The sequence below is a fragment of the Candidatus Baltobacteraceae bacterium genome (genome assembly GCA_036559195.1).
In the GTDB taxonomy this organism is placed as follows: Bacteria; Vulcanimicrobiota; Vulcanimicrobiia; order Vulcanimicrobiales; family Vulcanimicrobiaceae; genus JALYTZ01.
In genome coordinates, this window is record DATBTN010000039.1 from 34,681 (window position 1) to 46,841 (window position 12,161).

General features: G+C 63.0%; 12 protein-coding genes. 7 read left to right on the forward strand and 5 right to left on the reverse strand.

What is annotated here, in order from left to right; genetic code table 11:
• The first annotated feature begins 66 nt into the window (after positions 1-66).
• Entirely contained in the window at positions 67-240 is a 174-nt protein-coding gene (locus tag VIG32_04615; protein ID HEY8297289.1) for a hypothetical protein, read from the forward strand.
• Here VIG32_04615 and VIG32_04620 read toward each other — a convergent pair.
• Positions 237-587: a DUF5069 domain-containing protein gene (locus VIG32_04620; GenBank protein ID HEY8297290.1), complete on the reverse strand. Its 351-nt coding sequence runs from the start codon at positions 585-587 to the stop codon at positions 237-239. The two genes, VIG32_04615 and VIG32_04620, sit on opposite strands and share 4 nt — an antisense overlap.
• A 30-nt stretch (positions 588-617) precedes the next feature.
• Positions 618-1,487 carry a pirin family protein gene (locus VIG32_04625; protein ID HEY8297291.1) on the reverse strand — a complete coding sequence of 290 codons (870 nt, stop codon included), beginning with the start codon at positions 1,485-1,487 and terminating at the stop codon, positions 618-620.
• Between the two features lie 115 nt (positions 1,488-1,602).
• On the opposite strand from VIG32_04625, the gene VIG32_04630 reads away from it, so the two are divergent.
• Positions 1,603-4,731: an error-prone DNA polymerase gene (locus tag VIG32_04630; protein HEY8297292.1), complete on the forward strand. Its 3,129-nt coding sequence runs from the start codon at positions 1,603-1,605 to the stop codon at positions 4,729-4,731.
• 9 nt (positions 4,732-4,740) lie between these two features.
• On the opposite strand, the gene VIG32_04635 is transcribed toward VIG32_04630, so the two are convergent.
• From VIG32_04635 to VIG32_04645, 3 genes are read right to left on the reverse strand one after another with little or no spacing between them, the layout of a single operon-like run.
• The gene (locus VIG32_04635; protein ID HEY8297293.1) at positions 4,741-5,508 is read right to left on the reverse strand and encodes a hypothetical protein; all 768 of its coding nucleotides are present in this window, start codon (positions 5,506-5,508) and stop codon (positions 4,741-4,743) included.
• A 3-nt stretch (positions 5,509-5,511) separates the two neighbouring features.
• A complete protein-coding gene (locus VIG32_04640; protein HEY8297294.1) occupies positions 5,512-6,312 on the reverse strand; it encodes a hypothetical protein in 801 nt (266 codons plus the stop codon).
• 25 nt (positions 6,313-6,337) lie between these two features.
• The gene (locus VIG32_04645) at positions 6,338-7,132 is read right to left on the reverse strand and encodes a substrate-binding domain-containing protein (protein ID HEY8297295.1); all 795 of its coding nucleotides are present in this window, start codon (positions 7,130-7,132) and stop codon (positions 6,338-6,340) included.
• A gap of 83 nt (positions 7,133-7,215) precedes the next feature.
• Between VIG32_04645 and VIG32_04650 the strand changes: the two genes are divergently transcribed.
• The 5 genes from VIG32_04650 to gatB are packed head-to-tail and all read left to right on the forward strand — an operon-like array spanning position 7,216 to position 12,153.
• Positions 7,216-7,473, forward strand: coding sequence for a hypothetical protein (locus VIG32_04650; protein HEY8297296.1), 258 nt, complete (start codon positions 7,216-7,218; stop codon positions 7,471-7,473).
• Complete coding sequence (gene rlmD / locus VIG32_04655) at positions 7,451-8,956, forward strand: 23S rRNA (uracil(1939)-C(5))-methyltransferase RlmD (GenBank protein HEY8297297.1); 1,506 nt, start codon at positions 7,451-7,453, stop codon at positions 8,954-8,956. Before VIG32_04650 ends, rlmD begins: the two co-directional genes overlap by 23 nt.
• Complete coding sequence (gatC, locus tag VIG32_04660) at positions 8,943-9,239, forward strand: Asp-tRNA(Asn)/Glu-tRNA(Gln) amidotransferase subunit GatC (protein HEY8297298.1); 297 nt, start codon at positions 8,943-8,945, stop codon at positions 9,237-9,239. Before rlmD ends, gatC begins: the two co-directional genes overlap by 14 nt.
• A gap of 2 nt (positions 9,240-9,241) precedes the next feature.
• Complete coding sequence (gene gatA / locus VIG32_04665) at positions 9,242-10,702, forward strand: Asp-tRNA(Asn)/Glu-tRNA(Gln) amidotransferase subunit GatA (protein HEY8297299.1); 1,461 nt, start codon at positions 9,242-9,244, stop codon at positions 10,700-10,702.
• A complete protein-coding gene (gatB, locus tag VIG32_04670; protein ID HEY8297300.1) occupies positions 10,699-12,153 on the forward strand; it encodes an Asp-tRNA(Asn)/Glu-tRNA(Gln) amidotransferase subunit GatB in 1,455 nt (484 codons plus the stop codon). The genes gatA and gatB overlap by 4 nt, the downstream gene beginning before the upstream one ends.
• The last annotated feature ends 8 nt before the right edge of the window (positions 12,154-12,161 follow it).

Sequence of the window (12,161 nt, forward strand, 5' to 3'; positions counted from 1 at the left end):
GCATTTGGGTACCATCGTAAAACCGGGGCTTTCCGCCTGCCAAACTACCGAAAGTAGCATCATTTAATGTTGACCACCGCAGATCTGCAAAAGCACGTCGATGCATTCTTTGTCGAAAATATCGAAGAACAGAGTAAGTTGAACGAAGGCCAGCAGCTTCGGCAACTCATCCTCTTGCAGACGGAGGCCACGCTAAACCTGACGCGTACGATCGAGAAGGCGCTCGAGCGATTGCCTTAAGCGCGGCCTTCCTCGGCGTCCTGCTTGTCGAGGTGCGACTTCATGTCGTCGAGCACGTATGAATTGGCTGCTTCGCGGTGCGGGTCGTCGACGTGTTTGTCGAAGTAGTCCGCGAGATCCGAATCGCTCGCGCCATCGCGAATGAGTTTGTCGAAGTCGGCAACGCTCACGCCCGCACGGTCGAGAAACCCCGTCGAAAGGCCGCAGTACGCGATGTATTCGCCTTCTAATCCGGCATGCTCCGCGCGCACTTTGTCGGCCAGTCTCGCGAGCCACGTGTAGCGGCCTAGCAAGAAGCGCCCGCTGCGCGGCGGCGTCGTATTCAGGTCCGGTGCGATGATGCTCATGCGTCTCTTTTACCCGCTCGCGCAGTAAACCTACTCGAAAAGGAGCGGCCGTCCGAATCGGCCGGCGTTGAAGTCTTGGATTGTTTGATTGATTTCGTCGTGCGTGTTCATCACGAAGGGGCCGTAGCCGACAACCGGCTCATCGAGCGGCTTGCCGCTCAGGATAAGCAGTGACGAGTCTGTTTCCGCAGATAGGTGCAGGTCCGCTTGCCCCCGTTCGAACGTCACGAGCTGACCAGCCTCCGCCGCGGCCCGATCATTGATACCGACGCGGCCGTCAAGCATGACGACCGCTAGCGTGCGTCCGCCTTGGAGCGGTATAGCAGTAGCGTTTCCGCCCTTCAACCGCACGTCGAGTACGTCCATCGGCGTATGCGTGGCCGCCGCGCCGCTAACCGCCGCAAATTTGCCCGCGATCACGCGCACGCTTCCGGCAGCATTTGGTAAACCGACGACGGGGATATCGGTGCTCAGAATCGTCTGATATGCCGGCTCAGTCATCTTTTTTGCGGCTGGCAGATTCACCCACAGCTGCAGCATGTGCATCGGACCGCCGCGCTCCGCAAAGGCGCGCGAATGGAACTCTTCGTGCAGAATGCCGGAGCCGGCGGTCATCCATTGCACATCACCCGGCCCGATGACGCCACCGTTACCGAGCGAATCGTGGTGCTCGACTTCGCCTGCATAGACGATGGTTACTGTTTCGAAACCGCGGTGTGGATGCCAGCCGACGCCACGCTGTTTCGACGTTGGGCTATATTCGCGCGGAGCGGCGTGGTCGAGCAAGATAAAGGGGCTAAGATCGTGCTTGTCGGCATACGAGAAGAGCGATTGGACATGGAAGCCGTCGCCTACCCAGTGCGGTGCAGGGGCGTCGTGTACGCCCGTAATCGTTTTCATACTCCCCATAACCCAAATCGGGTTTCGCTCCGAGCCTCCAGAGCCCGGAGTCCCCTAGCCGGCCGCTCGCCTTGCCCTTGACGATCGAACGCATGTTCGACTACGATGGCGGCCCATGGATGGTTATGCGGAGCTGCACTGCTGGTCGAATTTCACGTTTCTCGAGGGTGGGTCGCACCCCGAGGAGCTGGTGGATCGTGCGGTCGAGCTGGGCCTCAAGAGCCTCGCTATAACCGATCGGGACGGCTTCTATGGGGCGGTCCGCTTCGCCAAACATGCCAAGCTGCGAGGGCTGCCGGCGATCCTCGGCAGCGAACTGACCTTTGAAGACGGCGCCCGGATCGTGCTGCTGGTCGAGAACGAGCGCGGGTATGCGAATCTGTGCGAACTGATCTCGGTCGCGCAGATGCGGGGCAGCAAGGGCGATGCGCGCTTGCAGCTGGGCGATCTGGACGAACGCAGCGACGGGCTCGTCGCGCTCTCGGGCGGTGCGAACGGACGGATCGAGCGCGCGTTGCGAACCTGCGATCGCGAGCGAGCCGTGCGCGAAGCCGATGCGCTGCACGAACGATTCGGCGATCGGTTCTATCTCGAACTCCAACAGCATCTGCACGCCGAAGACGCGCGTCTGTGTAATGCATTGCTCGATCTCTCGCGGGAGCGATCGCTTCCGTGCGTGGTTACCAACGGCGTCGCTTACGCGCGTAAAGAGGACGCGCAACTCGCCGACATCCTCGCATGCATCAAGCTGAAGACGAACCTCGGCCAGGCTCGTAGCGATGCGCTGCTGCGCGCCAATGCGGAGTATCACTTAAAAGACGCGAGGATGATGCGGCGGCTCTTCAAGCCTTACCCGTACGCCCTTCGCAATACGTTGAACGTGGCCGAGCGGTGCGGGTTCCGGCTCGACCGTTTGCTCGGGCAGTTCCCGCTCTTTCCGGTACCGGAAGGTTACACGCGTCAAACCTATCTGCGCGAACTGGTAGCGCGAGGTGCGGCCGAACGGTACGGCATGCCGCTGAGCAGCGCGGTCGAACGGCAGTTGGAATACGAACTCGGCATCATCGCCAAGATGGATCTTGCCGGATACTTTCTCATCGTTTGGGATATCGTGCGCGCGGCCAACGAACTGCGCGTACTCTGCCAGGGCCGCGGGTCGGCAGCGAATTCCGCGGTCTGCTACGCGCTCGGGATCACCGCCGTCGATCCGGTCGGCATGGATCTGCTCTTCGAGCGCTTCATGTCCGAAGAGCGTCAAGAGATTCCCGACATCGACATCGACTTCGCGCATCAAGACCGCGAGAAGGTCATTCAATATATCTACGATCGATACGGGCGCAGTAACGCCGCGATGGCGGCCGAGGTCATCAGTTATCGCACGCGTTCGGCGATTCGCGATGTGGGCAAAGCGATCGGTCTTACGCTCGCCCAAGTGGACGCCGTCGCGCGCGAATACGACGCACGTGAATCGCTCGCCGATTCGATGGGCGGCGGCGAGACCGGCGAGCGGCTTTTGACGTTTTGCCGGCGCATCGACGGGTTTCCGCGGCATATGGGGATTCACTCCGGCGGCATGGTGATCACGCGCGATCCACTCGTGCGCGTGGCGCCGGTGGAGTGGGCGACGATGCGCGACCGCACGATCGTGCAATGGGATAAGGACGACCTGCAAGACCTCGGACTTATCAAGATCGATCTGTTGGGTTTGGGCATGCTCTCGCTGTTGCGGGAAGCGTTTGCCATTCACGCAGTCCTTCGACCGTTCGACGAGCTCAGGGCAGGCTTAGCTCAGGATGACAAAGGGGGATTGGGTTTGCATAGTATTCCGGCGGGGGATCCGGCGACGTATGAGATGATGCAGCGGGCGGATACGATCGGGGTGTTTCAGATCGAATCGCGCGCGCAGCAGTCGATGCTGCCGAAGATGAAGCCGACGTGTTTTTACGATATCGTCATGCAGGTTGCGATCATTCGGCCCGGGCCGATTCAAGGGCAGATGATCCATCCGTTTTTGCGGCGGCGCGCCGGACTCGAGCCGGTGACCTATCCGCATCCCAAACTCAAACCGATTCTCGAACGAACGCTCGGCGTACCGCTCTTTCAAGAACAAGGAATGCGCATGGCGATCGAAGCGGGCGGGTTTTCGCCGGGGCAAGCCGATCAATTGCGCCGCGCGATGGGGCATAAGCGCTCGCACGAACGCATGCAGGAGATTTATCCGCGGCTCGTCGAGGGTATGGTGAGCAACGGCATCGATCGCGACGCCGCGGATAAACTCTTTAAGATGCTCGAGGGCTTTGCCGATTACGGATTTCCGGAATCGCACGCCGCCAGTTTCGCGCTCTTGGCCTACGCGTCGGCATACGTAAAGTGCCACTACCCGGCGATCTTTGCGGCGGCGATCCTCAACGTGCAGCCGATGGGGTTTTACTCAACCGAAGTGCTGGTCAACGACGCGCGCCGTCACGGCGTCGCGATTAAACCCGTCGCCGTAAACGCGAGCGAGTACTGGAGCCGCGTCGATAGCGACGGTGCGTTGCGATTGGGGTTCCACGTGATACGGGGGCTCGGCGAAGCGCAGAAAGAGCGGTTAGAAGCGGCGCTCGCGCAGGGACCGTTCGAAGATATTCGTGCCTTCGCGCAGCGAACGCAACTGGAAAAAGAGGCGCTCGAAAATCTGGCGGCGGCCGGCGCCTTTGCGCCTTGGTTTGCCGCGCGGCGCGATGCGATGTGGGCGCTGCGCGGGCTCGACGAGCGCGAGACGCGCGGCGAACTGGGGCGCATCATGGATGTCGACGAACCGCAAGCGCGTTTCAAAACGCTCTCGAAACAGGAAGAGTCGGCGTTCGATCTGTGGTCGACGGGCATCGCGCCGACGGAGCAGCCGATCGTGCATTTCCGGCCGTTTTTGGAGCGCGAACGAGTGCTGCAAGCCGCGCAGCTCGCCGCCCAGCCGAACAATCTCATCTGTCGCGTCGGCGGCATGGTGATAACGCGCCAGCGTCCCGGAACCGCGAAGGGGTTCGTCTTCTTGACGCTCGAGGACGAAACGGGGCTCGTCAACGTCATCGTGCGGCCCGACGTTTACGAACGCAACCGCCGAACGATCCGCCAATCGTCGACGCTGATTATCGAAGGCAAGCTGCAGAAGGACGGCGCCGGCATCGACGTGCTCGCGCGCAAGTTCTGGGCCTTCGAAAGCGACGGCATCGTCGATGGCGTGCGTGCCCGGAACTTTCACTAGTCGCTTCAACTATCGAGGCGTCAATTGGTACACCATTTGGAGAAAACGCGTGAGTTGGGTGCCGGGCGGTAAGACGTAGCCGGGTAACGGCCCGCGGACCGGGAAATGGTCGCGGTGTTCGGCGAACGGATCGTCGCCGTTGGGGTAACGTTCGGGCCACGGAATCACGCCGTTCTCCACGCTGCCGTCGCCGAAGAGCGCGGAATAGCGAATATAATAGTAATCCCAATCGCCTTCGCGCCACGATTTGATCGGTTCGCCGTAGACTTCGACCGACGGCGTGCCGGCCGCACCCGCAAAGTTGATGCGATAGTGCCTGATCGAAACCGGGGGCTGCGTGGCGCGTGCGGCTCCGAGAACGGGATCGTCAACTTTGCGCGTTTGTGCGATCGTTCGCGCGAATCGCTGTTCTTGTTGCGCGATGGCTTGCGGCGTGAGCGTCCGCGGCTGCTCCGTCCGGGGTGCCTTCACGTGAGCCACGTGATTCACGTGATTCACGTGGATCACGTGAATCGCGGGCGGCACCTTCGCCGCTATCCGTCGAAACGCAACCCGGCGCGGCTGCGGCCGAACGAGCCGTTGCGGGCGCGCGCGGCGTTCGATGCGAATCGCCGACGAGGTAACGACTTCTCGCTCGATCGGCACTTGGTTCGGATTCGGGAGCAAGCGAAAGAAGATCAACGCCGCCAACAGCGGCCCGAAAACGAAATGCAGGATCGTCGAGAGCAGCAGCGCCCACATGAGCGCGTGAAACCCCCGCTCGCGCGCGCGTGACACGCTCTAATTATGATCGATCGGGCAATAGGGCAAGCGGTGTGCGTAGCAATACGCGACCAGCGGCTGCATCGCCACGCCGGCCGCGAGTTGAAAGTCGGCCAGCGGGCCCGGCAGCGGAATGCGCCGGATACCTCGCACGAAGGGATCTTCCCCGGGCAGGTAGCGGATCGGCCACGGCACGATGCCCTCTTCGGGCGTGCCGTCGGCGTACGTGACCCGGTAGCGCACGTAGTAGTAGTCGTACCCCCCGTCTTTCCAGGATTTGACGGGATAGAGATAGCCGTCCCCGGAGCCGGCGCCCGGAATGCCGGAGAGATCCCGTTTGAAATGGGCGGGCGGCTCGGCGGCGACCCTTCCCGAAGTGGCGCCCGCTACGGGGTTGATCGCCTTTTTCGCATCCGCGATCGTTTTGGCAAATTGGGCGTCCTGCTGCGCGATCGTCTTGGCCGTCAATCGAGCGGGCGCGCGCTTATCGAAGTGCGAGAGTTCTTTGCGATGCGGCGCGGCCGATCGCTGCGACGGGGCGGCCGCGGCGTTAGCCGTGCGGGGCACGACGATCGTTCGAGGCGTCCGCACGGCGGTGCGGCGCGGCTGCGGCGTGTGCTGGGGCCGGGGAGTCGCCGGCGGCCGGTGCTCGATGGTGACGTGAGCGGTTACGACGATCGGCGCCCGCTCGCCGCCGAATCGCAGGACGTGGCGAAAAAAGAGGGTCGCCAGATACGACCCGATCGTGAAGTGAATGAGAACCGAAAGCAAGAGCGACCACCAAAGCAGCCGTCGTGCGCGGTCTTTAAGGCGCCGCACCGCTTTCGAGGGTACGGGTTCCGGGTTAAGGGCGCCTGGGGAAGTAGCGCAGCCCCGCCCGCTCGAGGATCGCCTTCCCCGCACCGTCCAACACAAAATCGGCGAAGCGGCGGGCCGCCTGCGGATGCCGGGCGTTGCTCATAATCGCGAGGGTGTACGTAATCTTGGACGCCAAGTTGGCTTGCTCGGGCAGTTCGACCACGGGCAACTGTTTGGCGCTGGTCTCGGTCGAGTAGAAGAAGCCCGCATCGAGTTCGCCGCTCTCGACCCGCACGAGCAGGTCCTGTTCTGGAAAGACTTCGGCCTTGGCCAGAAGGGCTTTTTCGGCAGACGGCTTGCGGTAATAAGCGGCCAAGAGGTGCGCCGCCTCGAGGGTGCGCTGGCCTTTTGGATCGAGTTGCGGATCGGTCCGGCCGACTCGTACGCCGGACGCGAGCAGCACGTTGAGAATCGAGCGTTTTCCGGCAGCCGCTTCTTCAAAAAGCGCGCGGTTTGGCGATTTTGCCGAGTATCCCACGACCATGCGCGCGGACCCGAACGTAACGCTCGAGCCGACCGGCAGGCCCGCGAGCAGTTTCGGATCGGCGGTGATGAAGACGTCGGGCATCCGCAGGCCGTCGCGTATAAGATTCGCAAGCTCGCGGCTGCCCTTGCCTTCGCCCTGAAACGTCAAACCGGTCCGTGCCGCCAGGGCTTGGGCGAGCGGACCCTCCATCGTCGTAACGAGCGAGCCCGCGTAAGCCACAGACACCGGGCCGGCGGATTGGGGTACCACTGCAAGTGTTATGGCGAGCAATCCGATCGCGAATATCTTCGTCATGGATGCGCCTTCGCGCGAAGCGCGGAAAAGACATTGAGCGTGCGCGTAGCGAATACCGTGATGGCCCGTAGGAGTAGGAGATTTTGACGCAAGCGCAATTCACGAACGAAACGAATCCGACCAACGGTCAGATTCCGCCGCGCACCGGCCGCGACTCGCAGGCGCTCACGCGAACGCTCATCTGGGTCGGCGTTGCCGGACTCTCGGCCGCACTTGCATTTACCGTCGTTCGCGCCATGATGAACCGGCGGCCCGTGGATCCCACGAGCCAACGCATCCAACAACTCATCGACGAGGCCAACTCGCTGCTCAAAACGCTTGACGATCAGAGAAACGCCTAGCCCTCCCGGCGCGCCGTTGCGCGTCGGGGCGCACGTCGAACTCGGGTTCAACGATCTGCTCGCGAACGGACAAGCCGTCGGCCGCACCGGCGGGCTGGTGGTTTTTTGTTTTGGCCCGTTGCCGCAAGAGCGCGCCCGCGTTCGCATCAACGCCATCAAACCGAAGTACGCGGTCGGCGAGCTGATCGAGATCACCAAAGCCTCGCCGTTTCGCGCCGTTCCATTCTGCCCGGTATTCGGAACGTGCGGCGGTTGCCAGGTGCAGCACTTGAGCTACCCCGCCCAGCTCGCGTGGAAGAAGGACGTCGTGCGTAACGCGCTCGCGCGCATCGGCGGCTTTACGGATATCGAGATCCGCGATCCGGTCGGGATGATCAATCCGCGCAACTACCGCAACAAGATGTCGCTCGTCGTCGAGCATCGCGCGGCCGTGCCGGAGATCGGCTTCTATCAGCAGCGCTCGCACGATCTCGTGCCGATCGAGGGCTGCCCGATCGTGACGTCGCAGCTCAACGCGCACATCGGGCGGCTTAACGAGGCGCGTTTCGACGCACGAACGGCACCGGCATTCGAGCAGACGCGGCATATCGTCGCGCGCAGTGCCAAGGCGACCGATCAAAGCGTGGTCACCTTTACGACCGCCCAGCCCTCCGACGGCGTCACTACAACGGCGCCGGCCATGCTGGAGCGGCTGCGCGGCGCGGTCGGCCTGACCAACTCGTTCGATCTCACGAGCCAGAATGCGATCATGGGCCGCAAACACCGCGTCGTTGCGGGTTCGCCGCAGATCGAGGAATCGATTGCGGGCGTGCGCTACCGGGTTTCGGCCGGCTCGTTCTTTCAGGTCAACGTCGAGATCGTCGGGCGCATATTCGAACTCATGGCGCGCGGATTGGAGGCGCCGCGAAAAATCGTCGATCTCTATTGCGGGGCCGGCACGTTCGCGCTGTATTTTGCCAAACTCGGCTGCGAGCTTTTCGGCGTCGAAGAGAGCCCGCAAGCCATTGCCGAAGCCAACGAGAACGCCGCGCTCAACGGCCTGAGCGAACGGGTGCGCTTTCGCTCCGGCCGCGTGGAAGATGTGCTCCGTCAGGCCGAGGGGCGCGAGGCGCTGGCCGGCGCGCAGATCGTTTTTCTGGATCCGCCCCGCAAGGGCTCCGACGAAGTGACGCTCGGAGCCGTCGTTGCCGCCGAGGTGCCCAACGTGTGGTATCTCTCGTGCGACCCGGCGACGCTGGCCCGGGATTTGAAGTTTCTGGTCGCCAATGGATATCGGCTCGGCGTCGTCGCGCCGTTCGATATGTTTCCGCATACCGGACACGTCGAGACGCTGGTAACGCTCTATCGGGAGTCCACGATGGCCAACCACATCGCGGCGACCGAGTTCAAAGACGCGCCGGTGCCGCAGTGGCCGGGCGACGAACGCGCCGCACACCCAGATCGCACGGAGAATCCGGAGTACCCTGACTTTGTCATCCGATAAGATCGATATCCGTTACGTGGCCAAACTCGCGCGGCTGGCACTCACCGACGACGAGGTCGAGTCGTTTGGCCGGCAGCTCGGCGATCTACTCGGACACGTCGACGCACTCGGCGAACTCGATACGGCCGCCGTCTCGGCGACCGCACAGGTCGTCGAATCGCGCAACGTCGAGCGGGTCGACGCCGTCGGACCGTGTTTGGATCGGGAAACGGTTCTCGCGCAGGCTCCGCAGCGCCAGGGCTCGTTTTTCCGCGTTCCGCGAATCATCGCGGAGGAGGGTTAGCGATGCGCACGGCGGCGCAGATCGCACGCGACGTGAACGCGAAGACGGAGTCGGCGCGCGAAGTAACCGATGCGACGCTCGCGCACGTCGACGCCGTCGACGGGCAGATCGGCGCCTATCTGACGCGTCTGCACGATCTCGCGCGGGCGCAGGCCGCTCGCGTGGACGAACGCGTTCGCAACGGAGAACGGCTACCGCTCGCCGGCGTTCCGATTGCCGTCAAAGACAATATGTGTTTGGCGGGAACGCGCACGACGTGCGGATCGAAGATTCTCGAGCATTGGGTGGCTCCGTACACGGCGACGGCGGTGCAGCGCATTCTCGATGCGGGCGGCATCCCGATCGGCAAGACGAACATGGACGAGTTCGCGATGGGCAGTTCGTGCGAGAACTCCGCGCTCGGTACCACGCACAATCCGTTCGATCTCACCCGCGTGCCCGGCGGGAGTTCGGGCGGCTCGGCCGCCGCCGCGGCCGCGCACGAAGCGGCGATCGCCCTGGGCAGCGATACGGGCGGTTCGATTCGCGAGCCGGCGGCGTTCTGCAATCTCGTCGGGTTCAAACCAACGTACGGTCGCATCTCTCGCTACGGGCTGATCGCGTTTGCATCGAGCCTCGATCAGATCGGACCGCTCACGCGCACCGTCGAAGATGCGGCGCTCGCGTACGACGTCATGGCGGGTAAGGATCCGATGGATTCAACCAGCATCGATCGGGCGGTCGAACCCACGGCGACGGCGCTGCGCACCGATCTGGCGGGCGTGCGCGTCGGGATCGTCAAAGAATTCGTCACCGAGACCTTGGGACCCGATATTGCGGCGCTCTACGCGCGCGCCTATGCCGACTTGGAGAAGCTGGGCGCCCAACTCGTGGAGGTCTCGCTGCCGACCGCCGAGTACGGCCTCGCGACCTATTATTTGATCGCACCCGCCGAGTGCAGCAGCAATCTCGCCCGCTTCGACGGCGTGCGATACGGCCTGCGCGTCGACGGCGCCGACGTCGGTCAGATGTACGAAGCCACGCGCGCCGCCGGTTTCGGCGCCGAGGTGAAGCGCCGCATTCTGATCGGCACCTACGCGCTTTCGAGCGGGTACTACGACGCGTACTACGTGAAAGCACAGAAGGCACGAACGCTCATCGGCGACGATTTCAAGCGCGCCTTCGCAACCTGCGACTTGATCGCGTCGCCCGCCGCCAGCTCGCCGGCATTCGCGTTCAACGCGAAGAGCGATCCCTACAGCATGTATATGATGGATTATTACACGATTCCGATGTCGCTCGCCGGATTGCCGGCGCTTTCGGTTCCCTGCGGATACGTTACGCCGGCGGGCGGCGAAGCGCCGATGCCGATGGGGCTACAGCTTGCAGCACCGCTCTTTGAAGAAGCGAAACTCCTCGGCGCCGCGCACGCCTACGAACAGGCGACGCAGCACGCGCTCAAGGCCGCGGTGGCCGTGGCATGAGTGCGTTCGAAGCGGTTATCGGTATCGAGTGTCACGTCGAGCTCAAGACGAAGAGCAAGATGTTTTGCGCGTGCCCCAACGAGTTCGGCGGCGAGCCCAATACTAAGGTCTGCCCGGTGTGTTTGGCGCTCCCCGGCGCGCTGCCGGTCGTCAATCGAGAAGCGGTGCTCCACATGGTGCGCGCGGGCCTGGCGTTTGGCACGGAGATTCCGGCCTTTTCGAAGTTCGATCGAAAGAATTACTTCTATCCCGACATGCCCAAAGATTACCAGATCTCGCAGTTCGACATGCCGCTCACGCAGGGCGGCGTGGTTCGCTATTGGCTCGAAGACGGCACGATCAAGGAATGCCGCTTAACGCGGATTCATCTGGAAGAGGATACCGGAAAGTCGACGCACGCGGGCAGCGGCGACGGCCGCATCGCCGGCAGTTCGCACTCGCTGATCGACTTCAATCGCGCGGGCGTTCCGCTCATGGAGTGCGTCTCGGAGCCCGATATCCGCAGCGCTGACGAAGCGGTGGGCTATCTCGATGCACTCAAGCGCACCTTCGTTCAGCTCGGCGTGAGCGACGTTAAGATGGAAGAAGGCTCGCTGCGCTGCGATGCCAACGTCTCGATCCGCCCGGTCGGAGCCTCCGAGTACGGCACGAAGACGGAGATCAAAAACATGAACTCGTTTCGCTCGGTGCATCGCGCCATCGAGAGCGAGATCGCGCGCCAGACCGCCTTGATCGAGTCCGGCGGGCGCGTGACGCAGGAGACTCGCGGGTGGGACGAAGGCGCCGGTACCACGCACCCGATGCGCAGCAAAGAAGAGGCGCACGATTACCGCTACTTCCCCGATCCCGATTTGCTGCCGATCGAACTCGACCGCAGCGTCGTCGATCGCATCGGAAGCGAGTTGCCGGAATTGCCGCTCGCCCGTTTCGAGCGTTATCATGGCGGGTTCGGCCTGACGCCGTCGCAGGCGACGCAGCTCGTGGATAACGCACCGCTCGCGACCTATTTCGACGCCGTGGTCGCCGCGAGCAAACACGCCGCGCAGTCCACGAACTTCGTTCTTGGAGATCTCTCGCGTCTGGCCAACGAGACCGGCGTCGCGATCTACGAATCGCCGGTGGCACCGGCTGCCTTGGCCGAATTGATCGCACTCGTTGAGAGCCAAACGATCAACTCGAAAATCGCTAAAGATCTGCTCGAGCGTATGTGGAAGGGCGAAGGTTCGCCGAAGACGATCGTCGAGCGCGAGGGGCTCGCGCAGACGAGCGACGCGGGCGAGATCGCAACCTTCGTCGACGAGGTGCTCGCCGCGAACGAAAAGGCCGTGGCCGACTACAAATCCGGGAAGACCAACATCCTCGGCTTCTTGACGGGCCAAGTAATGAAGCACTCGCGCGGCAAGGCCAATCCCGCCCTCGTCGGAGCGTTGCTCAAGCAAAAGCTCGACTGACGGCGCGC

Bases quoted from the DNA above. Each gene is read 5' to 3' on its own strand.
- VIG32_04615 (HEY8297289.1), top strand. From the start codon at position 67: ATGTTGACCACCGCAGATCTGCAAAAGCACGTCGATGCATTCTTTGTC.
- VIG32_04620 (HEY8297290.1), bottom strand. From the start codon at position 587: ATGAGCATCATCGCACCGGACCTGAATACGACGCCGCCGCGCAGCGGG.
- VIG32_04625 (HEY8297291.1), bottom strand. From the start codon at position 1,487: ATGAAAACGATTACGGGCGTACACGACGCCCCTGCACCGCACTGGGTA.
- VIG32_04630 (HEY8297292.1), top strand. From the start codon at position 1,603: ATGGATGGTTATGCGGAGCTGCACTGCTGGTCGAATTTCACGTTTCTC.
- VIG32_04645 (HEY8297295.1), bottom strand. From the start codon at position 7,132: ATGACGAAGATATTCGCGATCGGATTGCTCGCCATAACACTTGCAGTG.
- gatA (HEY8297299.1), top strand. From the start codon at position 9,242: ATGCGCACGGCGGCGCAGATCGCACGCGACGTGAACGCGAAGACGGAG.
- gatB (HEY8297300.1), top strand. From the start codon at position 10,699: ATGAGTGCGTTCGAAGCGGTTATCGGTATCGAGTGTCACGTCGAGCTC.